The following is a 21,275-nucleotide window of genomic DNA, read 5'->3' as shown; positions in this document are numbered from 1 at the left end:
CTGCGCGAACACCTTCTCGCCGGCCGCGGCGTCCTGGGCAAAAGCGGCTCCGGACGCCGTGAAAAGGGCGGCGAGGGCGATCATGGAACGTAGGATCACGCGTTTCCTCCTCGTATTTTTTCCGATTGCATCAGAGCGGTGCCCCTTGCGCAATCGCCCGATGCGCATGGACCCATAGGCGATCTCTATCGAGAGGTGCCCCAGCGCCTGGATTTATCGATCAGAAACCATATGGCGAAACGCCTAGAGGGCCGGCGACCGGACGCGGCGGCAGGCCGTCTTGAGGTAGGTGCCCTCCTCGGCCGGCGTGTCGCCGGTGGCGCGGGCCATGATCTCCTGCCATCCCATCGTGCAGCCGAGCTCGTTCTCGACCTTGACGGTGCGGATCTCCAGAGCGGTCGTGTCGTCGCAGGCCTCGACCGGCGTGGCCGTCGCGCAGACCAGGACGACGGCGAGAAAGACGGACATGACGGACCTCCTGCGAAGCCAATGCGCCGGCACGGAGCGGGTTTCGCTCCCTTAGCGTCAAACCTCCACGACGAGATCCGGCCGATAGGTCCGCCCCTCGACGGGGTTCGCGACGCATCGCGTGCGGCCCGCCATGACATCGTGCCCGGCGTGGAAGTGCCCCGAGACCCAGACCGCGGGCCGCGCGGCCTCCGGCAGCTCGGCGAGCGCGCGGGTGCCGTAGAAGGCGGGCAGCCACCAGGGTACGCCGGGTTCGCCGCGATAGGGGTCGACGATCTCGACGAGGGGCGGATGATGGGTCACGGCGACGGTAGGCCCGGCGAAGGGCGCGGCGAGCGCGGCCGCGAGCGCCGCCTTGTCGCGCTCGTGCGCCGCCATGGCGTCCCTTGGGCTCCAGGGCCGCCCGTCGGCGCCGAGGATGGCGCCGCGATATTCCCGCGACCCCGTCCGCGCGTCGAGCACGCGGGCGCTCGCTTCCGCTACGGCGTCGGCGGCTCCCCCCGGGGGTGCCCAGCGCGCGGCGAGCGCCCAGTCGCTCCAGAGCGTCGCGCCGACGAAGCGCACGCCCGCGATCTCGACGGACGCCCCGCCGCGCAGCACCGCGATCCCGAGGCGCTCCGCCTCCTCCCCCTGCTCGGCCAGCAGGTCCGGCCAGGCGCGGGGATCGGTGGGCCCGCTGCGGTAATGGTCGTGGTTGCCTGGGACGATCACGGCGGGGCGCCCGCGGCTCAACGCCGCAACGGCCCGCACGCCGGCACGGGGCTCGCCCTCCCACAGATCCCCCGCGCAGACGAGGGCGTCGAAGGAGGCCTCGACCGCGATGCTCTCCAGCGCGCGGCGCTCGAGATGCAGGTCCGACAGGATGAACAGGCGCATCTCGGATCGTCCCCGCCCTCGCGCCGCCGCAGCCCAATCCACGGGGCTTGCGGAGGGCGCCGGCCCGCCCTCCGCAAGCCCGGCCGGCGTTTCGGCCCTTCCGTTGCGTCAGGCCCATGGCATACTCCCGCCCCCGTACAACGCAAGGGAGTGGGCTCATGCGGCATGGCGGATGCGTTCGCGGCGTCATGCCTCTCGTGACGGGACTTCTGGCGGGGCTTCTGGTCTTCGGGTCCGCGGCCCGCGCGGCCTGCTCGCTGGAGAACATCACGGCCACCGCGCCGCCGCAGGACCTGGAAGCGGCGGTGGACCGGGAGATCGCGGCCCGCCCCGAGCGCTACAGCAACGGCGGCTCCCGCTTCTGGGCCGTGTCGGATCCCGAGGGCCGCCCGACGGGACACCTCTACGGTACGCTCCACATCCCGCACGGCATCGCGACCTGGCTGCCCCCGCGCGTCTACGAGACGTTCCTGGCCTCGCGTCGCCTCGCCGTGGAGGTCGACGCGGGCCTGCCGACGCCCAACCGCGATGCGCTGCGCTTCCAGCATCCGATCTTCATGGTGGGCCGCGGCGAGCCCCTGAGCCTGGCCGTGGAGCGCCTCGCGCCGGGGCTCCTGGAGCCGGAGCTGCGCCGCTACGGGATCACCCAGGAGCAGGCCGACCGGGCCGGTCCCTTCGCGCTCACCCGCCGGCTGAGCGGCGCGCGCTGCCTCGGGCCGCACCAGGCGGGCGCATCCCCCTTCATCGCCGATCTCCTGCTGCAGGACTGGGCGCGGGCGCTCGGGAAACCCATCCACGCCCTGGAGAACCAGGACGCCGCCCTGCGCGCGAGCGGCCTCGACCTGCCCCTGCCCGACCAGGTCCAGCTCCTCGCCCTGGCGCTGCGCCGCGCGCAAGGCGACGACGCCCATGTCCCGGCGCTGATCCGCTCCTACGGGGCCGGCCGCATCGACCGGGCCGTCGCGGTAGGCCTGAGCTACCTCGTCGACGACACCACGCGCCAGGCGGTCGATGCTCTCGACGGGCGGCTCTATGCCGGCCGCAACGCGCTCTTCGCCGACCGCATCGACCGGCTGCTGCGCCGGGAGGCGGGCCTGTTCGCCGCGTTCGGGGCGGGCCACCTCATCGGCGAGGGCGGCGTCGTGGCGCGGCTGCGCGAGCGCGGCTGGACCGTCGTACCTGTTCCCCTGCAATGACTCCATCCACACGAAGAGGACGGCCTGTCATGCCCCTCCCTGCCCTTCCCCTCGCCTTCGCGTTCATCCTCGCCGCCCTCCCGGCCCATAGCCAGGGCGCGGCCGCGCCGCCCACGCCTCCCTCGTCCCCGGGCGAGATCACGCCGCCCTCCCCGCTCGCGGTCGAGACCGCGGCCTACGTCTACGCGGCGGCGAACATCTGCGGCTTTCGCATCAACCCCGAGGCCTTCGACGGCCTCCTGCGCCAGCGCGGCTCCACGGCGGCGGACCTGCGCCTGCAAGGGCCCTTCGGCGGGCGGATCCGCACGCGGTTCGTGATGCTCTCCAACGGCATGGCGGGCGACCGGAACGCCGCCTGCGCCACCGTCTGGCGCGAGCTCGGCACTGAGGGAAGCCTCGCGGCGAACGTGGTGGCGGAGGCGAAGTCCCCATGAGGAACCCACTTGATCGATAGATGATGCCTATCGTTTTGGGCGCGATGCGCTTGACGGCTCTATCGATCGATGGATTAGATGGCCTCCGAATCGCCAGGCGCACGAGCGCCCAAGAAGTCGAGCAGGAGGACGTCCCATGAAGACACGTGCGGCAGTGGCATGGGAGGCGGGCAAGCCGCTCTCCATCGAGACCATCGACATCGAGGGGCCGAAGGCCGGCGAGGTCCTGGTCGAGGTCATGGCCACGGGCGTGTGCCACACGGACGCCTATACGCTGTCCGGGCTCGACTCGGAGGGCAAGTTCCCCGCGATCCTGGGCCACGAGGGCGCCGGCATCGTGCGCGAGGTGGGGGCGGGCGTCACCTCCGTGAAGGTCGGCGATCACGTGATCCCGCTCTACACGCCCGAGTGCCGGCAGTGCAAAACCTGCCTGTCCCAGCGCTCGAACCTTTGCACCGCCATCCGCGGCACCCAAGGCCAGGGCGTGATGCCCGACGGCACCACGCGGTTTCGCTGCGAGAGCACGGGCGGCCGCGGCTCGAACACCGTGTTCCACTATATGGGCTGCTCGACCTTCGCGAACCACACGGTGCTGCCGGAGATCGCGGTGGCGAAGGTCCGCGAGGACGCGCCCTTCGACAAGATCTGCTACATCGGCTGCGGCGTCACCACGGGCCTGGGCGCCGTGATCTACACGGGCAAGGTCTGGCCCGGCGCGAACGTCGTGGTGTTCGGTCTGGGCGGCATCGGCCTCAACGTGATCCAGGGCGCCCGCATGGTGGGCGCGGACAAGATCATCGGCGTCGACCTCAACCCCGCCAAGGCCGAGATGGCGCGCAAGTTCGGCATGACCCACTTCGTCAACCCCGACGAGGTCGGGCGCGACAAGGTCGTGCAGGCGATCGTCGACCTCACGGGCGGGGGCGCCGACTTCTCCTTCGAATGCGTGGGCAACATCCACACCATGCGCCAGGCGCTGGAATGCTGCCATCGCGGCTGGGGCGAGAGCATCATCATCGGCGTGGCGCCCTCGGGCCAGGAGATCTCGACCCGCCCGTTCCAGCTCGTCACGGGCCGCGTCTGGAAGGGCTCGGCCTTCGGCGGCGCGAGAGGCCGCACCGACGTGCCGAAGATCGTCGACTGGTACATGGAGGGGAAGATCGACATCGATTCCCTCATCACCCACACCATGCCGCTCGACGAGATCAACACCGCCTTCGACCTCATGCACGAGGGCAAGTCGATCCGCTCCGTCGTGGTGTACTGAACCATGGCCCTGGAGCTCGTCTCGCAGGCCCGCTGCTTCGGCGGGGAGCAGCGCACCTACCGCCACGTCTCGCGGGAGACCGGCACGCCCATGCGCTTTGCCGCCTACCTCCCGCCCGCGGCCGAGCGGGGGCCGGTGCCGCTGGTCTGGTTCCTCTCCGGGCTCACCTGCACGGAGGAGAACTTCACCGCGAAGGCCGGCGCGCAGCGGATCGCCTCGGCGCTCGGCCTCGGCCTCGTGGCGCCCGACACCAGCCCCCGCGGCGAGGGCGTGCCCGACGACGCGGAGGGCGCCTACGATTTCGGGCTCGGCGCCGGCTTCTACGTCGACGCCACGCGGGAGCCCTTCTCCAGGCACTACCGCATGCGCTCCTATATCGAGCGCGAGCTGCCGGAGGCGCTGGCCGAGCTGCCCTTCGACATGAGCCGGCAGGGCATCACCGGGCATTCCATGGGCGGGCACGGGGCGATCACCATCGCCCTGCGCAATCCCGGGCGCTTCCGCTCGGTCTCGGCCTTCGCGCCGATCGCCTCGCCGATGAACTGCCCCTGGGGCGAGAAGGCGCTGACGGGCTATCTCGGCCCGGACCGGGCAGCCTGGCGCACTTACGACTCGTGCGCGCTGATCGAGGACGGGGCGCGCCTCGACGGGCTCCTCGTCGACCAGGGCACGGCCGACAGCTTCCTGGAGAGCCAGCTCAAGCCCGAGTGGCTCGAGGAGGCCTGCGCGCGGGCCGGCATGCCGCTCAGCCTTCGCCGGCAGGAGGGCTACGACCACTCCTACTACTTCATCGCCACCTTCATGGAGGATCACCTCCGGTGGCACGCCGAGCGCCTGGCGCGCTGAGGCGTGGAACGGCGGCGCGGAGCGCGCCGCCGCCCTTGGGGAAACCAGCTTACTGGAGGCGCTTCGCCTCGTTGACCGCATCCATGCAGCCGGCCTCGTTGCCCTGCTGATGCATCGACCGGGCGCGGTCGAGGGCCGCCATCATCGCGGGCGAATGGCTCGTCGGCGCGGCGGCGCGGTTGTCGGAGGTGCTGGCGGGCTGGTTCGGGCGCTGCTGCGCCTGGGCGTCCTGACCGGACGTCGCCACGTTGGCGCCGCCGCCCGGCGCGCCGGCGAGCGGCATGGTCTGGCCGTCCTTGGCGATCCCGCCCTGACCCGAAGCCGGCCGGTTGGCCTGCGCCGTCGACTGGGCGGAGCCCGCGCCCGTCTGGAGCGGGGCGTTGCTGCCGTCCTTGGCGATTCGTCCGCCCGTCGCGGGCTCACCCGTGACGGACCCGGTGGTGGTTCCGGGCGTCAGACGGGCGAGCTCGTCGGAACAGGTGGCGAAGGCCTGGCCGGCCGTGAGGGTCAGCGCGGCAATGCTCAGAGCATGAATGACTTGGCGTTTCATCCCGGTGGTTCCTTGTTATGGACCGACTAGGACAAAACCGCGCACCCGGGCCTTCGTTCCTGGACGAGCCCGGAGCGGGGTCGGGCAGGAAGCGGCCGGCCGCCCCTGCCCGAGCGGCGTCGCGCCTCAATAGGCCACGTTCCCGCGCTTGGGGCCGAAGCCGGGAATGTCGCAGCGGCAGCGCGATCCGATCGGCTGCGGATTGACGTAGCAGGTGCCGCGGGAGGTCTCGCAGGCCTGGCCGAAGCGGCCGGCCCGGCGCGGCCTCGGGCTATAGGCCTCCTCCTGCTCGTAATAGCGGCGGCGGGGACGGGGATCGTAGGCCTCCTCCTCCTGGTAGGAGGGCCCCCGGCGATAGACGGGTCCCTCGATGTAGCGCTGGGGCCTGCCCTCGTAGTAGCCGCCGAACTGCGCCAGCCGGACCAGAGGATCGGCGCTCGGTGCCTGCGCCTGCGCCTGCGCGGGCACGATCGCGGCGCCGAGGGTAGCGACGAACGCGGCGAAAAGAACGGATTTCATGCGGGACTCCATCTGTGTCGGGTCAACGTGCTACAGCGAAGATGAACGGGGCCCGAAGGGCAAAAGTTTCGAGTTGGTACGATCGCGAGCCGGGGCAGCCGCGGGGCGCGGAACGGATCGTGGGGGAAGCGGGTTCGTTTGGCGCCCGCAGGCCCGGTTCTCCGGCGCCAGGCTCAAGCCCCGCTCCCTCGAAGGACTTCGCCGATGCGCGGCCGATCGGCATGGTGCGCCATCCCTCTCTCGCTCTGCCTTGCCCTGGGGGCGCGCGCCGAGGCGCCGGCCGCGGCGGGCGGACAGACGGAGACCGTGGAGCAGGCGCTCTGCCGCCTCATCGAGGGCTCCGCCCGCACCCACAACCTGCCGGTCGACTTCTTCACCCGCCTGATCTGGCGCGAGAGCAGCTTCCGCGTCGGCGTGGTGAGCCCCGCCGGCGCGCAGGGCGTCGCTCAGTTCATGCCGGGCACCGCCGCCGAGCGCGGCCTCGCGGACCCGTTCGATCCCGAGCAGGCGATCGCGGCCTCCGCCCGCTTTCTCACCGAGCTCGAACGCCGCTTCGGCAATCACGGCCTCGCGGCGGCCGCCTATAATGGCGGGCCCAACCGGGTCGCGAACTGGCTTGCCGGGCGCGACGAGCTGCGCGCCGAGACCCTCGCCTATGTGCGCTTCATCACCGGCCGCTCCGCCGACGAATGGGCCGAGGAGTCGCGCAACCCGGCGGCGCGGCCCGAGGGCGAGGCGCCCCCCGCCACCACCTGCCTCCAGACGACCGCGCTCCTGCGCCGTCCGGGCCGGGACGGGGCGGGCGACGGGCCGCTCGCGCCGTCGGCGCCCTGGGGCGTGCAGCTTGCCGGCAATTTCTCGAAGGATCTGGCGCTCGCGTCCTTCCGGCGGGCACGAACCTCCTATGCCTCCCTGCTCGGCGACGTCCGGCCGATGATCATCGGCACGCGGATGCGCAGCCGCGGCACCCGCCCCTTCTACCGCATCCGCGTGCCGGCCCAGACCCGGCGGGCGGCGGACGAGCTGTGCGGCCGCATCAGGGCGACGGGCGGCAGCTGCATCGTCCTGCCCAGCTAAGGCCGCCCAAATCGTTAACGACTGGTTAACGTCTTGCGATACCGTGTTTTTCCTGGGATTGACTGACGCAGCGTGAGGAGCGCGAAGCAACGAACCGGCGCATTGTCGCGCCCGCCTCGCTGCTCCCATGCTCCCCGCCATCCTCGATCTCCTGCCGGCTCTCGAGCCGTTCGGCGCCCTCGCCGTGCTCGTGGGCTCCTGCGTCGGCCTCATGCCGCGCCGCAACCTCCTGCTCGCCGCGTCGGCCCTGTGCTCGGGGCTGTTCTGCATCCACTTCCTGCGCCTGGGCTCCTCCACGGGGGCGGCCATGTGCGTGATCTCGCTGCTCCAGAGCCTCGCCGCCACGCGCATCGAGGGTGGGGGCCGGCCGGCCTGGCTCGGTGGCTTCTTCGCCCTCACCTGCGCGGCCGCCGCGGCCCTCACGGTCGCGACCTGGACTGGCTGGCCCTCGGCGCTGGCGGGCACGGGCGCGCTGCTGGCGGCGGCGGCGCGCCTCCAGCCCGACATCCAGCGGATGCGCCTCCTTCTCCTCGCCTGCAGCGGCGCCTGGATCGGCCACAACATCGTCGTGGGTTCGGTGTTCGGCCTCACCTGCGACGTTCTGTCGGTGTCGAGCGTTCTCCTCGCCCTGTGGACCACCGCCCGCGAGGAGGCGCAGCGCGCTCCGGCGGGCTCCGTCCCGGCCTGACCGGCGCCCTCTCCCGGGGGGGCCGGGCCGGCGCCGGGGGCGAACCTTGCGCGCCCTCACGAGTTGACCGGACAGTCCAACCCATTGGGAGATACCCATGCGACTGATCAAGATCGCGCCGATCTTCGCGGTGCTGGCCCTCGCCGCCTGCGACAACACGGCCGACCAGACCGGCAGCACCCGCAACAACGGCACCACTACGGCGCCTCCGGCCACCACGACCGCTCCCCCGGCCGCCACGACGGCGCCTCCGGCCACCACGGCCCCGGCGACCCCGGGCGGCGCTCCGGCTGGCGGCACGGCCCCGCGCCCCTGATCGCTCCGGCCAGGACCTTCTCTTCAGGCGGCCCTCCGCGCGAGCGGGGGGCCGTCGTCGTTTGAGGGGCGACCCGGCGCGAAAATCGGCTAGGAAGGGCGCCGTCACCACCGAAAGGCAGACCCGATGGACCGGCCGCAGCGCTTCGACGCCGTTCTTCTCGACCTCGACGGCACGCTCATCGACAGCGCCCGCGACCTCATGGAGGCGCTGAACCGGCTTCTCGCCGAGCAGGGCCTGCGGGCGGTCGATCTCGACGAGACGCGCGCGATGATCGGAGACGGGGCGCGGGTGCTCGTCGAGCGCGCCCTCGCCCGCACAGGCGGCGCACCGGACGACGCCGCCCGCCTCATGCCCCGCTTCCTGGCGATCTACGAGGCCGACGCTTCGCGGCACACCCGCCCCTATCCGGGCGTCGTCGAGACCCTGGAGCGCCTCAAGGCGGCGGGCCTACGGCTCGCGGTGGTGACGAACAAGCCGGAGGCCGCGACCCGCGCCATCCTGGAGGCGCTCGCCCTCGACCGCTTCATGGACGCCGTGGTGGGCGGCGACACACTTGCCCAACGCAAGCCCGATCCCGCGCCGCTGCGGGAGGCCTTGCGGCGGCTCGGCATCGAAGCCGGCCGCGCCGCGATGGTGGGCGACAACCACCACGACGTCGAGGCGGGCCATGCGGCGGGCCTGCCCGTGGTGGCGGTGTCCTACGGCTATGCCCACGGCGCGCCCGGCGAGTTCGGCGCCGAGCGGCTGATCGACCGCTTCCCCGACCTTCCCGACGCGCTCAATTCGTTCTGAACTGGCGCGGGGGCTCCTGGGCCTTCAGGTCGACGAGCACCGTCTCGCCCGCGATGGCGTTCTGGCCCACGCCCACGAGCGGACGCGCGTCCGCCGGCAGGTAGACGTCGAGGCGCGAGCCGAACCGGATCAGGCCGAAGCGCTCGCCCACCCCGAGGCTGTCGCCCGGCTTCACGAAGCTCACGATGCGCCGGGCCACGAGCCCCGCGATCTGCACCACGCCGACGCGCCCGTGCGGCGTCTCGATCACGAGGGCGTTGCGCTCGTTGTCGTCGCTCGCCTTGTCGAGCTCGGCGTTGAGGAAGAGGCCCGGCGTGTAGAGCTGCTGCGCGATCGTGCCCGTCACGGGGGCGCGGTTCACGTGGCAGTTGAACACGTTCATGAAGATGGAGACCCGCAGCATCGGCTCGGCCGGGAGATCGAGCCCGGCGGGCGGCATGGCCGTGGTGATGAGGCTCACCCGGCCGTCGGCGGGCGAGACCACGAGCCCGTCGCGCTGGGGCGTGGTGCGGGGCGGATCGCGGAAGAAGTAGCACACCCACACGGTGAGGATCGCCCCGATCCAGCCGAGCGGCGACCACAGCCAGGCCAGGATGAGGGTCGCGGCAAGGCCGATCAGGATGAAGGGGTAGCCCTCCTTGTGGATGGGCACCAGCGCCTTGCGGATCGACTCGTAGAAGTCCACGGCTCTTCACTCCTCGAACAAATGTACGGGTCGGATGGCGCATAGGGGCGCGCCCGTCAACTGCGGCCTGCGCCCTCTCCCCATCTCCCACCCCCTCATGCTGAGGTGCCTTGCGAAGCCCGGCCTCGAAGCACGCAGGACGCCTGCCACAGCCGTCCGGAGATCCCTGGAGCGCCCTTCGAGGCCCCGCGTTGCGGGGCGCCTCAGGACGAGGGTGGTGAGTCGAATGAGCGGGCCGGTCGAGAGAGCTGGTGTCAGCCCCTTTTCCCTCGAAAGGAACGCCCTCACGCCTCGACGTTCTGGCGCAGGCGCACGCCCTCCTCGGCTTCCATGCGCTTCAAGGCCTCGCGGGCCTCGTCGGCCTCGCGCTGGCGGTTCCACATGGCGGCGTAGACGCCCCCGTGGGCGAGGAGCTGGAGGTGGTCGCCGCGCTCCACCACGATGCCCTTGTCCAGCACGATGATCTCGTCGGCGCCGACCACGGTGGAGAGGCGGTGGGCGATGACGAGGGTGGTGCGGCCGCGGCTCACCCGGTCGAGGGCGTCCTGGATCTCCTTCTCGGTGAAGGTGTCCAGCGCCGAGGTGGCCTCGTCGAGGACGAGGATCGGCGGGCCTTTCAGGATCGTGCGGGCGATGGCGACGCGCTGCTTCTCGCCCCCCGACAGCTTCAGCCCCCGCTCGCCCACGGGCGTGTCGTAGCCCTCGGGCAGCGACTCGATGAAGCGGTCGATCTGGGCGAGCCGCGCGGCCTCGCGCACGGCCTCCGGCGCCGCGTCCCACTGGCCGTACTGGATGTTGTAGCCGATCGTGTCGTTGAACAGCACCGTGTCCTGCGGCACCATGCCGAGCGCCGCCCGCAGGCTCTCCTGCTGCACGCCCGCGATGTCCTGCCCGTCGATGGTGATGCGCCCGCGCCCCGGCTCGTAGAAGCGGAACAGGAGGCGCGAGATCGTGGACTTGCCCGCCCCCGAGGGTCCGACGATCGCCACCGTGCGGCCCGCCGGCACCTCGAAGCTCACGCCCTTGAGGATCTGCCGCTCGGGATCGTAGGAGAAGTGCACGTCCTCGAAGCGCACCGTGCCCTGGGTCACGGCGAGCGCCCGGGCGCCGGGGCGGTCCTCGATCTCGGGGTTTCGCTCCAGGATGTGGAACATCTCGTCGATGTCGATGAGCGCCTGCTTGATCTCCCGGTAGAGCATGCCCATGAAGTTGAGCGGGATGTAGAGCTGGATCAGCATCGCGTTGACGAGCACGAAGGCGCCGATCGTCTGCTCCCCCGCGCGGATGTCGCGCACGGCGAGGATCATCACGATCGTCATGCCGATGGTGAAGATCACCGCCTGCCCGGAATTGAGCACGGCGAGCGACGTGTAGGTCTGGGTCGAGGCCCGCTCGTAGCGCTCCATGGAGCGGTCGTAGCGCTCCGTCTCCCGGCTCTCGGCGCCGAAATACTTCACGGTCTCGTAGTTGAGGAGCGAGTCCACCGCCTTGGTGTTGGCGTCCGTGTCGGACTCGTTCATCCGCTTGCGGATCGAGATCCGCCACTGGGTGGCCTGGTACGTGTAGGCCAGGTAGAGCACCACCATCACGAACACCACGGCCGAGTAGCGCCAGTTGAACTGGTAGGCCAGGATCCCGAGCACCAGCAGGAACTCGAAGATCGTGGGGATGAGCGTCAGCACCATGAGGCGCGACAATTCCTCGATGCCGTTGCGCCCACGCTCCAGCACCCGGGTGAGCCCGCCGGTCTTGCGCTCCAGATGGAAGCGCAAGGAGAGGCGGTGCATGTGCTGGAAGGTCTGCAGCGCGAGCTTGCGCACCGCGTGCATCGCGACCTTGGCGAAGAGCCCGTCGCGCACCTGGGTGAGGAGCGCCATGAGGATGCGGGCGGCGCCGTAGAGGACGGTGAGCAGGACCGGCGCGCCCCAGAGCCAATGCGTCGAGGGGGCCGGCGCGCCGCTTCCGCCCTGGCCCGTGATCGCCACGAGGGCGTCGGTGGCCCACTTGAAGGTGAAGGGCATGCCGACCGTGACGAGCTTCGCCACGATGAGGAGCCCGAAGGCGAGGAACACCCGCCGCTGCAGGTCCGGGCGCCCATGGGGCCAGAGGAAGGGCCACAGGCGCTGCATGGTGAGCCGTAGCGCGCTGGGCGGCGTGGCGCCGGCGGGAGCCGGGGCATTGGGATGGGGAGGCATCAGCTGTCCGATCGAGTCGCGGCGCTCGATATAGGCCTCCCGGAGACGCGGCGCGACCCCTTGAAGCGACGGGACGTGGGCGTGCTAGCCTCGTTCGGCTGCCCCGGAGACCTGCCCCCATGCCCCTCGACCTCTACCTCGCCTTCGTCGCCGCCGTCGTCGTGCTGATCCTCGTCCCCGGCCCGAACGTGGCGCTGATCGTCGCCAACAGCGTGGCGCACGGGGTGGGCTACGGGCTTCTCACGATGGCGGGAACGAGCTCGGCCATGGTGCTCCAGCTCGCGGTGGCGGTGGGCGGCATGACGGCGCTGCTCGCATGGCTCGCCGCCTGGTTCGAGGCGCTGCGCTGGGTTGGCGTCGCCTATCTGGCCTATCTCGGATGGCGGGCCTGGACGGCGCCCCCTCACGACCTCACGGGGGCGAAGGCGCAGCCGCGCTCAGGCTGGACGATCTACGGGCGGGGCGTCCTCGTCTCCCTCGCCAACCCCAAGACGCTCCTGTTCTACGGGGCCTTCCTGCCGCAATTCGTCGACCCGGCCGGGGACGCGACGGGGCAGCTCGTGCTGCTCGCAGCAACCTTTCTCGGCCTCGCGGTCGTGCTCGACGGAGCCTGGGCGCTGCTCGCGGCGCGGGTCGCGGGGGTTCTGGCGGCGCGGGGGCGGCTGCGCCAGCGGATCACGGGCGGGCTTCTCATGGGCGCCGCCGCGGGGCTCGCCCTCGTCAGGCGCCCCTGACGGCCCGGATCAGCGCGCCGCCTCGCCCGGCACCACGAAGACCTGGCCCGGATAGATGCGGTCGGGATCGCGGATCTGGCGCAGGTTGGCGTCGTAGATGACCGTGTAGCGAAGCCCGGAGCCATAGATGCGCCGGCTGATGCGCCACAGGCTGTCGCCCCGGGTCACGGCCGCCGTGCTGATCTGGGGCACCACCACGAGGCCGGGCTCGCCCATGCGCGGGCCGCCCGAGGGATCGGCCGAGGCGGTGACGGTGCGGCCCGGCTCGCCGCCGGGATTGACGCCAGCCGGCCCCATGGGCTTCGCGGACGCCTCGGCGGTCCGGCTCGGGGATCCGGGCGTGCCCGTCGCGGCGGCACGGTTCGCCGGATCGGTTCCCGGTGCGGGTTGGGCGACCGCGCCGGCCTGCGGCATGGCGAAGGTGACCTCGGCGCGCGAGACCACCGAGCCCGTCTCGCCTCCCGCCTCGTCGAGGCGCACGCGGTAGTCGCCGGCCGCGACGCCGCGGCGGATGGAGAAGGAGATGCGCCCGTCCGGCGTCGCGGCGCCGGAGGCCACGAGGGTCTCGTTGAGGTAGAGGCGCACGGTGGCGCCGGGCGCCGCGCGGCCCGACACGTAGAGCTGGCCGCCCTCCTCCGCCTCGACGGTCTCGACCTTCACGAGCGGCCGCGTCTCCTTGCCCGCCGACGGCGGGGCGGTCGGCGCGGCGGGCGCCGCGGGCGTGGACAGGACGGCGGTAGGCTGGCCGGGGGTGGCAAGCGCCACGACGGGGCTCTCGTCGCGGCGGGGCGCCACCACCACGGTGACGCTCTGGAGCGAGACCGCCGCCTCGCCGCCCGCGGGCGTGGCGCGCAGGGAGACCTCGCTCGGCCCCGGCGGGAAGGGCGGCGGCACGAAGGCGAAGAGGCCCGCCCCGTCCGCGACCGCGCGGTCGTGCACCTCGCCGTTGCGCAGGAGCTCGATGATGGCGCCCGGCTGGGCACGGCCCGCGATCACGCTCTCGCCGGTGGGCTCGACGCGCACCACGTCGAAGGATGGACGCGGCGCCTCCGCGGCGGGCTTCGGTGCCGGCGGGGCGGCCTCGGGAGCAAGGGATGCCGGCGGCACGAGGGCCGCCGTGGAGGGGCCTGGAACCGTGGAGCGGGGCGCCGCGTTCGAGTCGGCTCCCGCGGTCGCGGGCGCCGTCGCGGCCGGTCCCGCCACGGGAGTCACGGGCGCCACCTCGTCCCGAAGGGCGCCGAAGACGGTCACGAAGGCGCCAAAGGCCCCAAGGCCCAAAACCGCCAGAGCGACTTCTCTCGTACGACCCACCACGAACGCCTCCACCAGGTTCCAGCCAAGCCCTCGACCCGTTGATTTCGCGTTAACCTACTATCAAAAGGACAAAAAACAATGCGTCTCGATCCCGCGGCGCCCCCTCTGAGCCCCGTCATCCCCATCTCCGTGCTCCGCTCCGTGTGCGTCTATTGCGGTTCGGGCACCGGAACCGACCCCGCCTTCGCCGCCGCGGCGGAAGCCCTGGGGCGTTCCATGGGCGAGGCCGGGCTCAACCTCGTCTATGGCGGCGGCGACGTCGGCCTCATGGGAACCGTGGCGCGCGGGGTGCTGGCGGGCGGCGGCCACGTGACGGGCATCATCCCCGACTTCCTCAAGCGGCGCGAGCGCATGCTCGACGAGGCGCAGGAGACGATCGTCGTCCCCGACATGCACACCCGCAAGCAGATGATGTTCGAGCGGGCCGACGCCTTCGTGGCGCTGCCCGGCGGGATCGGGACGCTGGAGGAGCTCGTCGAGCAGATGACGTGGTCGCAGCTCGGCCGCCACCGCAAGCCCATCCTGCTGCTCAGCGTGAACGGCTTCTGGCGCCCCCTCCTCACGCTCCTCGCCCACATGCGCGAGCAGGGCTTCATCCGCGAGGGCCTGGAGCTCAACTATCTCGTGGCCGAGCGGGTCGAGGAGGTCATCCCCATGCTGACCCAGGCCGCCAGCCGCGCGGAGCCCCGCCCCGGCGCGGCGGAGGCGATCGAGACCAGGTTCTAGAAGGCCTACCAACGAGCGGCTCCTGCCCGAGCCGGCGCCGGACTCGTCACTCCCTGCGGTTTTGGACACCTGAAGGGCATTCAGGCGTTTGACTCGTCACGCCTCAAATCATATACAATGCGGCAAACGCATGAGGCGGAGGAGTTTTGTATGACTCTCGTTAGTAATGTTCCCCAGAGAGATATACCCCAAAGTTATCAGCCGCAGACCGGCTTCACCCTGACCCAGGGGACGACCGGAACGCAAGGCACGAACGCGACCCAGGGGGCCGGCACGGCCCAGGGCACCGGGACGGCCCAGGAGAGCAACGCGGCGAGCCGCACGGCGCAGACGCCGCTCGTCATGGCCCAGGCGACGGGATCGTCCCAGACGAGCCAGGCGCCGGTCTCGCCCGGCAGCTACACCTTCTACCTGGAGCGCGGCGACGCCCGCTTCCCCGTGGGCACGCCGAATGCCGGCCAGGAGGTCGGCCCCATGGCGCGGGAGAACGCGCAACGCCTCCAGACCGCCCTCGCGCCGCGCATGGAGGCTGTCGATTCGACGCTCCAGCGGGTGCAGGCCGACCCGAGCTTCGCCCCCGCGGTGCGCGACACCATCGAGAGCGGGCTGCGGGGCAGCCAGCGCGACCTGCGCCAGGCGCAGGAGAAGCTCCAGCGCGCGACCGAGCGCTACAACCAGGAGCCCACCTCGGCGGAGGCGCGCCGCGAGCTCTCGCAGGCCTCGCAGCAGGCCTATTCGGTGCTCAACCGCTCCGAGGTGGCGGTCCAGGCCGGCCAGCGCGAGCTCACCGCCAATGCCCGCTACCGCGCCAACCAGACCCAGCAGCAGGCGGCGCGCGAGGCGCGCGGCGAGGCCGTGAGCAGCACGCTGAGCCAGGCCACGAACGCGGCGACGGCCTCGGGTGATCCCGGGCGCACGCTCGCGGCCGCGGACCAGATCCTGAGCCTTCGCTCCTCCGACACATCGCGCCTCTCGAACGATTCCCTCGCGGGCGGCGTCGACAACAGGCGGGTGAGCTGGGACACGGGCAGCACGCCGCTCGCCACCGTGGCGGGCCAGGTCCAGACGCTGCACGGCCAGAACGCCGCCGGGCGCGAGAGCCGCATCCAGCAGCTCGAGACCCGGGCGCAGGAGCTGGAGCGCCAGTCGCCGGGATCGCTGCGCACGCCGGGCTCGCAGGCCTGGGAGATGGCGAACCTCGCCACTACGCTCAAGGCGGCCGGGCAGCAGTCTGACGCTGCCAACGAGACCCTGGGCAAGACCAGAGCCGCGACCGCGAACGGCGTCCCGCACCATACGGTGAACCCCCTGGAGTTCCAGACCTCCCGCGCCGCCGAGGCGGTCGCCTTCGAGGCGCGGGTGCAGCGCGACGCGGACCAGGCCCTGTCGGGCCCCGCCGACTCTACGGCGACGAACCTCTCCCAGGCCCAGGCCCGCGTCGCCACCATGGCCGACACCATGGCCCAGCCCGGCGCCACCGACCTGCACGGCCGCGCCACGGTTGAGACTCAGGCCCAGACCATGCGGGACGTGTTCAAGGGCCGCCAGAACGAGCTGCGCGAGCTCGACCGGAGGCTCGAGGCGGAGCAGCGCTCGGCCACCGGCCCCGCCCCCGGCGAGGCGGGTAGCCGGGCGGGCGAGATCCAGGTGCTGCGCACGGCGATCGGCCAGGAGATGCAGCGCCTCGACAAGGCCGGCAGCGAGGTCACGGACCGGTTCACCGACGGCTACCAATCCTGGCAGCGCCAGACGGGCAACATCGCCCAAGAATCCGAGGGACGCTCGCTGCGGCACTCGGACGGTCTCATGCGCCACGCCGAAGCGGTCCTGGCCGGCGGCACGGGCGTCGGCAACGCCGCCGTCATGGGCGCCGTCGCCGAGCAGCGCAGCGGCGAGATCCTCGACCCGAACGCCTCGGCGGTCTGGCTCCAGGGCCGCGCCACCCAGGCGCAGCTCGCCACGGGCCGCGAGCAGGTCGCCGACCTGCCGGCCCTCGCGGCCCAGATGCCGGCCGACGCCTTCGGCGGCGGCGGGCGGTTCCAGATGACCAATGTCGAGGGGACGATGACCTCGTCCGCCGCCTCGCTCGCCAACCTCGACAAGCGTCTCGACCGGTTGGAGACCGGCCGGGCGGGCGACGGCCAGATGTTGGAGGCCGAGCGCGCCCTCACGGATGCGCAAGGCCAGGTCCGCGCCGTCGGCAATCTCAACCAGGCCCGCCAGACCATCGCGACCCAGCTGGAGGAACGGGCGACGATCGCGCAGACCAATCCGGGGCTCGCGGCGATGCGCTCCGACACGCTCCAGCGCGCCAACACGCTGGCTGGCGGCGCCCCGGAGCCGGCGCAGGGCAATTGGCAGGACTATCTCACGATCCAAGGCGGAAGCTCGGTCGGCGGGTCCGCCATGCGGGGGGATCTGGAGAACCTGAACACCTACACGGCCGACGCCGACCGGTTCATCAGCCAGCGGCAGACGGAGCTGAACGACCGCCTCCAGCGCGGCGGCGATCCGGACGGGCGCATCGGCAAGGAGCTCCAGGGGCTCGACGCCGCCCGGGTCCAGATCAGCGAGGCGCAGGCCTCCCTGAAGACCGCCAACGCCCAGATCGGCGGCAACGACGCCAAGGCCGGCGAGGAGATGTTCAGCGCCGCGATGAACCTGCGGGTCGCGACGAGCTTCCTGCGCGACAGCGTCAGCAGCGTCCGCTCGGAGCCGCGGTGATGACTCGTTCGGGGTTCGCCTGATCGCTCCGTGGCACGGCGAGGCATCTGCCTCGCCGACCCCCCTCTGCCCCTTCGGGGCATCTCCCCCGCAAGGGGGGAGAGGGGGGCACGCCGGTCTCGCCTTAACTCCAGCGGTCTGCGCGCGGATGCCGGTGATCCCTCTCCCCCCTTGCGGGGGAGAGATGGAGAGGGGGGTGCGGCGCGACAACGCCGCCACCACGGTCCGGTCTGGAACGCCGACGCCGCGACTACCGCCCTTCCGCCTGCATCAGCTTGTAGGCGATCGAGTCCGTCAGCGCCTCGAAGGAGGCGTCGATGATGTTGGGGGAGACGCCCACCGTGGTCCAGGTGACGCCCGTGGCGTCGCCGGACTCGATGAGCACCCGGGTCACGGCGTCGGTGCCGCCCTGGTGGATGCGCACCTTGTAGTCCACGAGGCGCAGGTCCGCGATGAGGTGCTGGTAGCGGCCGAGGTCCTTGCGCAGGGCGAGGTCGAGGGCGTTGACGGGGCCGTTGCCCTCGGCGGCCGAGAGGGTGACCTCGTCGCCGATGCGCGCCTTGACGATCGCCTCGGCCACCGTGGTGAGCTCGCCCAGCGCGTTGTAGCGCCGCTCCACCTTCACGCTGAAGCGCTCGACGTGGAAGAAGTCGGGCACCTCGCCGAGCACGCGCTTGGCGAGCAGGTAGAACGAGGCGTCGGCGCCCTCGAAGGCGTATCCGAGGGCCTCCTTGCGCTTCACCTCGTCGAGGACGCGACCGATGCGGTGGTCGTCACGATCGAGCACGATGCCGATGCGCTCCAGCTCGGAGCGGATGTTCGAGCGCCCGCCCTGGTCCGACACCAGCACCCGCCGCTCGTTGCCCACGGTCTCGGGCCCCACGTGCTCGTAGGTGCGCGGTTCCTTCATGACGGCGGAGGCGTGGATGCCGGCCTTGGTGGCGAAGGCGGAGGCGCCCACGAAGGGGGCATGACGGTTGGGGGCGCGGTTGAGGATCTCGTCGAGGGCGCGGGAGGCGGAGGTGAGGGTGGAGAGGGCCTCGCCGTCGACGCCGATCGTGAGATCCGAGGCGTAGGGCTGCTTCGTCTTCAGGGCGCCGATGAGGGTGACGAGGTTGGCGTTGCCGCAGCGCTCGCCCAGGCCGTTCAGCGTGCCCTGGATCTGGCGGGCGCCGGCCCTGACGGCGGCAAGCGAGTTCGCGACGGCGCAGCCGCAATCGTCGTGCGCGTGGATGCCAAGGCCCGCGCCCGGCACCACCCGGGCCACCTCGGCCACGATGCGCTCCACCTCGTCGGACAGCGTGCCGCCGTTGGTGTCGCACAGCACCACCCAGCGCGCGCCTGCCTCGTGGGCCGTGCGGGCGCAGGCCAGGGCGTAAGCGGGGTTCGCCTTGTAGCCGTCGAAGAAATGCTCGCAATCGACCATGACCTCGCGCCCGCGCTGGAGCGCCGCCTCGACGCTCTCGCTCAAGGCCGCGAGGTTGTCCTCCAGCGAAATCTCGAGGGCGACCCGGACATGGTAGTCCCAGGCCTTCGCCACGAAGCAGATCGCGTCGGCGTCGGCGTCGAGGAGCGCCGCGATGCCGGGATCGTTGGAGGCCGAGCGGCCGGCGCGCTTCGTCATGCCGAAGGCGGTGAAGCGGGCGCGCCGGGTGCGTTTCGTCGCGAAGAACTCCGTGTCGAGCGGGTTCGCGCCGGGATAGCCGCCCTCCACGTAGTCGATCCCGAGCCGATCGAGGAGGCCCGCCACGGCGATCTTGTCGGCGAGCGAGAAGTCGACGCCCGTGGTCTGGGCCCCGTCGCGAAGGGTGGTGTCGAAGAGGTAGAGCCGGTCGGGATTCATCGGGGGCTCGCGGCGGGGGAGGTGGCCAGAGGCTTCATGAGGGTGGTGGTGGCCAGCCACTCGCCGCCGATCGTCACGGTGTTGCGCCGCTGCGGCTGATATCCGCGCGCGGTGAAGAAACCCTCCGCGTTGTCGCTGGCATCCGCCTTGATCTCCTTGGCGCCCCGCGCGGCCGCGAGCCGTTCCAGGCCGTCGCACAGGGCGGTGCCCACCCCCTGCCCCACCGCGTCCGGGTGGACATAGAGGAGATCGACGAGAAGGTTGTCCTTGAGCGACGCGAAGCCGACCGCCGTCCCGTCGAGCGTCGCCACCAGGGTGAGCCCCGCGGCGAGCCGCGCGCCGAACGCCGCCTCGTCGTCGGCCTCCGAGGCCCACGCCGCCTGCTGCGCCTCGGTGTAGTCGTCGCCGGTCAGTTCCTCGACGGAGGCCTGGAAGATCGCCGCGAGAAGGGGCGCGTCGGCGGGGAGGTAGGGACGCAGGGCGGGTTGGGTCATGACGGTTCTCCGGCGCACCAGGGCGTGGTGGTTCCCCCCTCACCCGGCGCTTCGCGCCGACCTCTCCCGCCAGGGGAGAGGTTGCCGCCCTGCGGGCGGCGCAGATGCTCGGCGGAGCCGAGCCAACCTCCCCCTCGATGAGGGAGGTCGGGCCGAAGGCCCGGGTGAGGGTAGCCATGCCGACGGTGCAGGAGCGGTCTCACCGCGCCACCTCCCAGCTCGTGGTCCCGTCCTTATTGTCCTTGATCACGACGCCCAGCGCCACGACCTCGTCGCGCAGGCGGTCGGATTCGGCCCAGTTCTTGGCCGCGCGCGCCTCGCGGCGGCGCGCGAGCAGCGCCTCCACGACCGCCGCGTCCACCTCCGCCGCGCCCGGCCGCGTGAGCGCCGCCGGGTCGAGGGAGAAGCCGAGGAGCGCGAGCGAGCCGGCCAGCGCCGCCCCCTCCTGGCGGTGGAGCTCGGAGAGGACGAGAGGCGTGTTGAGGTCGTCGAACAGGGCTTCCAGCACGGCCGGGGCGGGATCGCCCGCGTCGCGCCCGGCCGCGCCGTACCAGCGCTCCAGGACGCGCGCGCTCTCCTCCAGCGACCGGAGCGTCCAGTCGATGGGCTGGCGGTACTGGGTGCGCAGCATGGCAAGGCGCAGCACCTCGCCGGGCCAGTCGGCGAGCAGCTCGCGGATGGTGAGGAAGTTGCCGAGCGACTTCGACATCTTCTGCCCCTCCACCTGGAGGAAGCCGTTATGCATCCACACGTTCGCCATCACGTCCGTGCCGAAGCAGCAGCGCGACTGGGCGATCTCGTTCTCGTGGTGGGGGAAGGTGAGGTCGACGCCGCCGGCATGGATGTCGAACACCTCGCCCAGGTGCCGCCACGCCATGGCCGAGCACTCGATGTGCCAGCCCGGTCGCCCCGGCGTCGCGATGCCGGCGGGCGAGGGCCAGGCGGGCCAGTCCGGCGGCGAGGGCTTCCACAGGACGAAGTCGAGGGGCGAGCGCTTGTAGGGCGCGACGTCCACCCGCGCCCCCGCCTCCATCTCGTCGAGGGGGCGCCGCGAGAGCGCGCCGTAATCGGGCATGGAGGGCACGTGGAACAGGACGTGCTCCTCGGCCACGTAGGCGTGGCCCGACGCCACGAGCCGGTCGATGATGTCCCGCATCTCGGCGATGTGGTCGGTGGCGCGGGGCTCGACGGTGGGAGGCAGGCAGCCCAGCGCCGCCACGTCGTCGCGGAATTGCCGCGCGGTGCCCTCCGTCACCTCGCGGATCGAGACGCCCCGCTCGGCGGCGCGCGCGTTGATCTTGTCGTCCACGTCCGTGATGTTGCGAACGTACGTGACGTGATCCGTGCCGTAGAGGTGGCGCAGGAGCCGGAACAAGACGTCGAAGACGATGACGGGGCGCGCGTTGCCGATATGCGCGAAGTCGTAGACCGTCGGCCCGCAGGCATAGACACGCACCCGCGCCGGGTCGATGGGCACGAAGGCGTCCTTCGTCCGGGTCATCGTGTTGTAGAGGCGAAGCGCCATGGG

Annotated in this window: 21 protein-coding genes; 11 read left to right on the top strand and 10 right to left on the bottom strand. The window is 71.7% G+C overall.

Translation table 11 applies throughout. The annotated features are described in order from the left end of the window. Nucleotides 1-243 precede the first annotated feature (243 nt). The gene (locus F0L46_RS10815) at nt 244-468 is read right to left on the bottom strand and encodes a hypothetical protein (RefSeq protein ID WP_149817317.1); all 225 of its coding nucleotides are present in this window, start codon (nt 466-468) and stop codon (nt 244-246) included. Between the two features lie 57 nt (nt 469-525). After that, nucleotides 526-1,344, bottom strand: coding sequence for a metallophosphoesterase family protein (locus F0L46_RS10810; protein WP_149817315.1), 819 nt, complete (start codon nt 1,342-1,344; stop codon nt 526-528). A 188-nt stretch (nt 1,345-1,532) separates the two neighbouring features. On the opposite strand from F0L46_RS10810, the gene F0L46_RS10805 reads away from it, so the two are divergent. From F0L46_RS10805 to fghA, 4 genes are all read left to right on the top strand, one after another. Next, nucleotides 1,533-2,540 (top strand): TraB/GumN family protein, encoded by a 1,008-nt coding sequence (locus tag F0L46_RS10805; protein WP_188311919.1) that lies wholly within the window; start codon nt 1,533-1,535, stop codon nt 2,538-2,540. A 29-nt stretch (nt 2,541-2,569) separates the two neighbouring features. Further along, nucleotides 2,570-2,974, top strand: a complete 405-nt coding sequence (locus F0L46_RS10800; RefSeq protein WP_149817312.1) for a hypothetical protein — start codon at nt 2,570-2,572, stop codon at nt 2,972-2,974. A gap of 136 nt (nt 2,975-3,110) precedes the next feature. Next, nucleotides 3,111-4,241, top strand: coding sequence for an S-(hydroxymethyl)glutathione dehydrogenase/class III alcohol dehydrogenase (locus F0L46_RS10795; RefSeq protein WP_149817310.1), 1,131 nt, complete (start codon nt 3,111-3,113; stop codon nt 4,239-4,241). Nucleotides 4,242-4,244: 3 nt separating this feature from the next. Beyond that, a complete protein-coding gene (fghA, locus tag F0L46_RS10790; protein WP_149817308.1) occupies nt 4,245-5,087 on the top strand; it encodes an S-formylglutathione hydrolase in 843 nt (280 codons plus the stop codon). Nucleotides 5,088-5,136: 49 nt separating this feature from the next. Here fghA and F0L46_RS10785 read toward each other — a convergent pair whose 3' ends face one another. After that, the gene (locus tag F0L46_RS10785) at nt 5,137-5,637 is read right to left on the bottom strand and encodes a hypothetical protein (RefSeq protein ID WP_240539947.1); all 501 of its coding nucleotides are present in this window, start codon (nt 5,635-5,637) and stop codon (nt 5,137-5,139) included. 126 nt (nt 5,638-5,763) lie between these two features. Continuing rightward, a complete protein-coding gene (locus tag F0L46_RS10780) occupies nt 5,764-6,156 on the bottom strand; it encodes a hypothetical protein (protein WP_149817306.1) in 393 nt (130 codons plus the stop codon). Between the two features lie 204 nt (nt 6,157-6,360). On the opposite strand from F0L46_RS10780, the gene F0L46_RS10775 reads away from it, so the two are divergent. The 4 genes from F0L46_RS10775 to gph all read left to right on the top strand — a co-directional run bounded on the left by F0L46_RS10775 (nt 6,361) and on the right by gph (nt 9,032). Continuing rightward, nucleotides 6,361-7,233, top strand: coding sequence for a lytic transglycosylase domain-containing protein (locus F0L46_RS10775; protein WP_149817305.1), 873 nt, complete (start codon nt 6,361-6,363; stop codon nt 7,231-7,233). 127 nt (nt 7,234-7,360) lie between these two features. Continuing rightward, complete coding sequence (locus tag F0L46_RS10770) at nt 7,361-7,921, top strand: YgjV family protein (protein WP_149817303.1); 561 nt, start codon at nt 7,361-7,363, stop codon at nt 7,919-7,921. Nucleotides 7,922-8,018: 97 nt separating this feature from the next. Continuing rightward, the gene (locus F0L46_RS10765; protein WP_149817301.1) at nt 8,019-8,237 is read left to right on the top strand and encodes a hypothetical protein; all 219 of its coding nucleotides are present in this window, start codon (nt 8,019-8,021) and stop codon (nt 8,235-8,237) included. Between the two features lie 126 nt (nt 8,238-8,363). Further along, the gene (gene gph / locus F0L46_RS10760) at nt 8,364-9,032 is read left to right on the top strand and encodes a phosphoglycolate phosphatase (RefSeq protein WP_149817299.1); all 669 of its coding nucleotides are present in this window, start codon (nt 8,364-8,366) and stop codon (nt 9,030-9,032) included. Here gph and F0L46_RS10755 read toward each other — a convergent pair. Continuing rightward, nucleotides 9,019-9,717 (bottom strand): phosphatidylserine decarboxylase, encoded by a 699-nt coding sequence (locus F0L46_RS10755; RefSeq protein WP_149817297.1) that lies wholly within the window; start codon nt 9,715-9,717, stop codon nt 9,019-9,021. The two genes, gph and F0L46_RS10755, sit on opposite strands and share 14 nt — an antisense overlap. A gap of 284 nt (nt 9,718-10,001) precedes the next feature. After that, the gene (locus F0L46_RS10750; protein ID WP_149817295.1) at nt 10,002-11,912 is read right to left on the bottom strand and encodes an ABCB family ABC transporter ATP-binding protein/permease; all 1,911 of its coding nucleotides are present in this window, start codon (nt 11,910-11,912) and stop codon (nt 10,002-10,004) included. 119 nt (nt 11,913-12,031) lie between these two features. Between F0L46_RS10750 and F0L46_RS10745 the strand changes: the two genes are divergently transcribed. Continuing rightward, on the top strand, nt 12,032-12,646 hold the full coding sequence (locus F0L46_RS10745) for a LysE family translocator (RefSeq protein WP_149817293.1): 615 nt from the start codon (nt 12,032-12,034) through the stop codon (nt 12,644-12,646). A 9-nt stretch (nt 12,647-12,655) separates the two neighbouring features. Here F0L46_RS10745 and F0L46_RS10740 read toward each other — a convergent pair whose 3' ends face one another. Beyond that, nucleotides 12,656-13,960 (bottom strand): LysM peptidoglycan-binding domain-containing protein, encoded by a 1,305-nt coding sequence (locus F0L46_RS10740; RefSeq protein WP_149817291.1) that lies wholly within the window; start codon nt 13,958-13,960, stop codon nt 12,656-12,658. A gap of 123 nt (nt 13,961-14,083) precedes the next feature. Between F0L46_RS10740 and F0L46_RS10735 the strand changes: the two genes are divergently transcribed. After that, a complete protein-coding gene (locus F0L46_RS10735; protein ID WP_438646668.1) occupies nt 14,084-14,686 on the top strand; it encodes an LOG family protein in 603 nt (200 codons plus the stop codon). A gap of 150 nt (nt 14,687-14,836) precedes the next feature. Then, nucleotides 14,837-17,410, top strand: coding sequence for a hypothetical protein (locus tag F0L46_RS10730; RefSeq protein ID WP_149817287.1), 2,574 nt, complete (start codon nt 14,837-14,839; stop codon nt 17,408-17,410). A gap of 250 nt (nt 17,411-17,660) precedes the next feature. Here F0L46_RS10730 and cimA read toward each other — a convergent pair whose 3' ends face one another. The 3 genes from cimA to cysS form a co-directional block, all read right to left on the bottom strand. Beyond that, nucleotides 17,661-19,253 (bottom strand): citramalate synthase, encoded by a 1,593-nt coding sequence (gene cimA / locus F0L46_RS10725; protein ID WP_149817285.1) that lies wholly within the window; start codon nt 19,251-19,253, stop codon nt 17,661-17,663. Continuing rightward, complete coding sequence (locus F0L46_RS10720) at nt 19,250-19,747, bottom strand: GNAT family N-acetyltransferase (RefSeq protein ID WP_149817283.1); 498 nt, start codon at nt 19,745-19,747, stop codon at nt 19,250-19,252. The genes cimA and F0L46_RS10720 overlap by 4 nt, the downstream gene beginning before the upstream one ends. 199 nt (nt 19,748-19,946) lie before the next feature. After that, entirely contained in the window at nt 19,947-21,272 is a 1,326-nt protein-coding gene (gene cysS / locus F0L46_RS10715) for a cysteine--tRNA ligase (protein WP_149817281.1), read from the bottom strand. Between the last annotated feature and the right edge of the window lie 3 nt (nt 21,273-21,275).

The organism is Salinarimonas soli (assembly GCF_008386575.1).
Taxonomy (GTDB): domain Bacteria; phylum Pseudomonadota; class Alphaproteobacteria; order Rhizobiales; family Beijerinckiaceae; genus Salinarimonas_A; species Salinarimonas_A soli.
The sequence above is the reverse complement of the archived record's forward strand: the minus strand, read 5'-3'. Positions and strand labels throughout refer to the sequence as shown.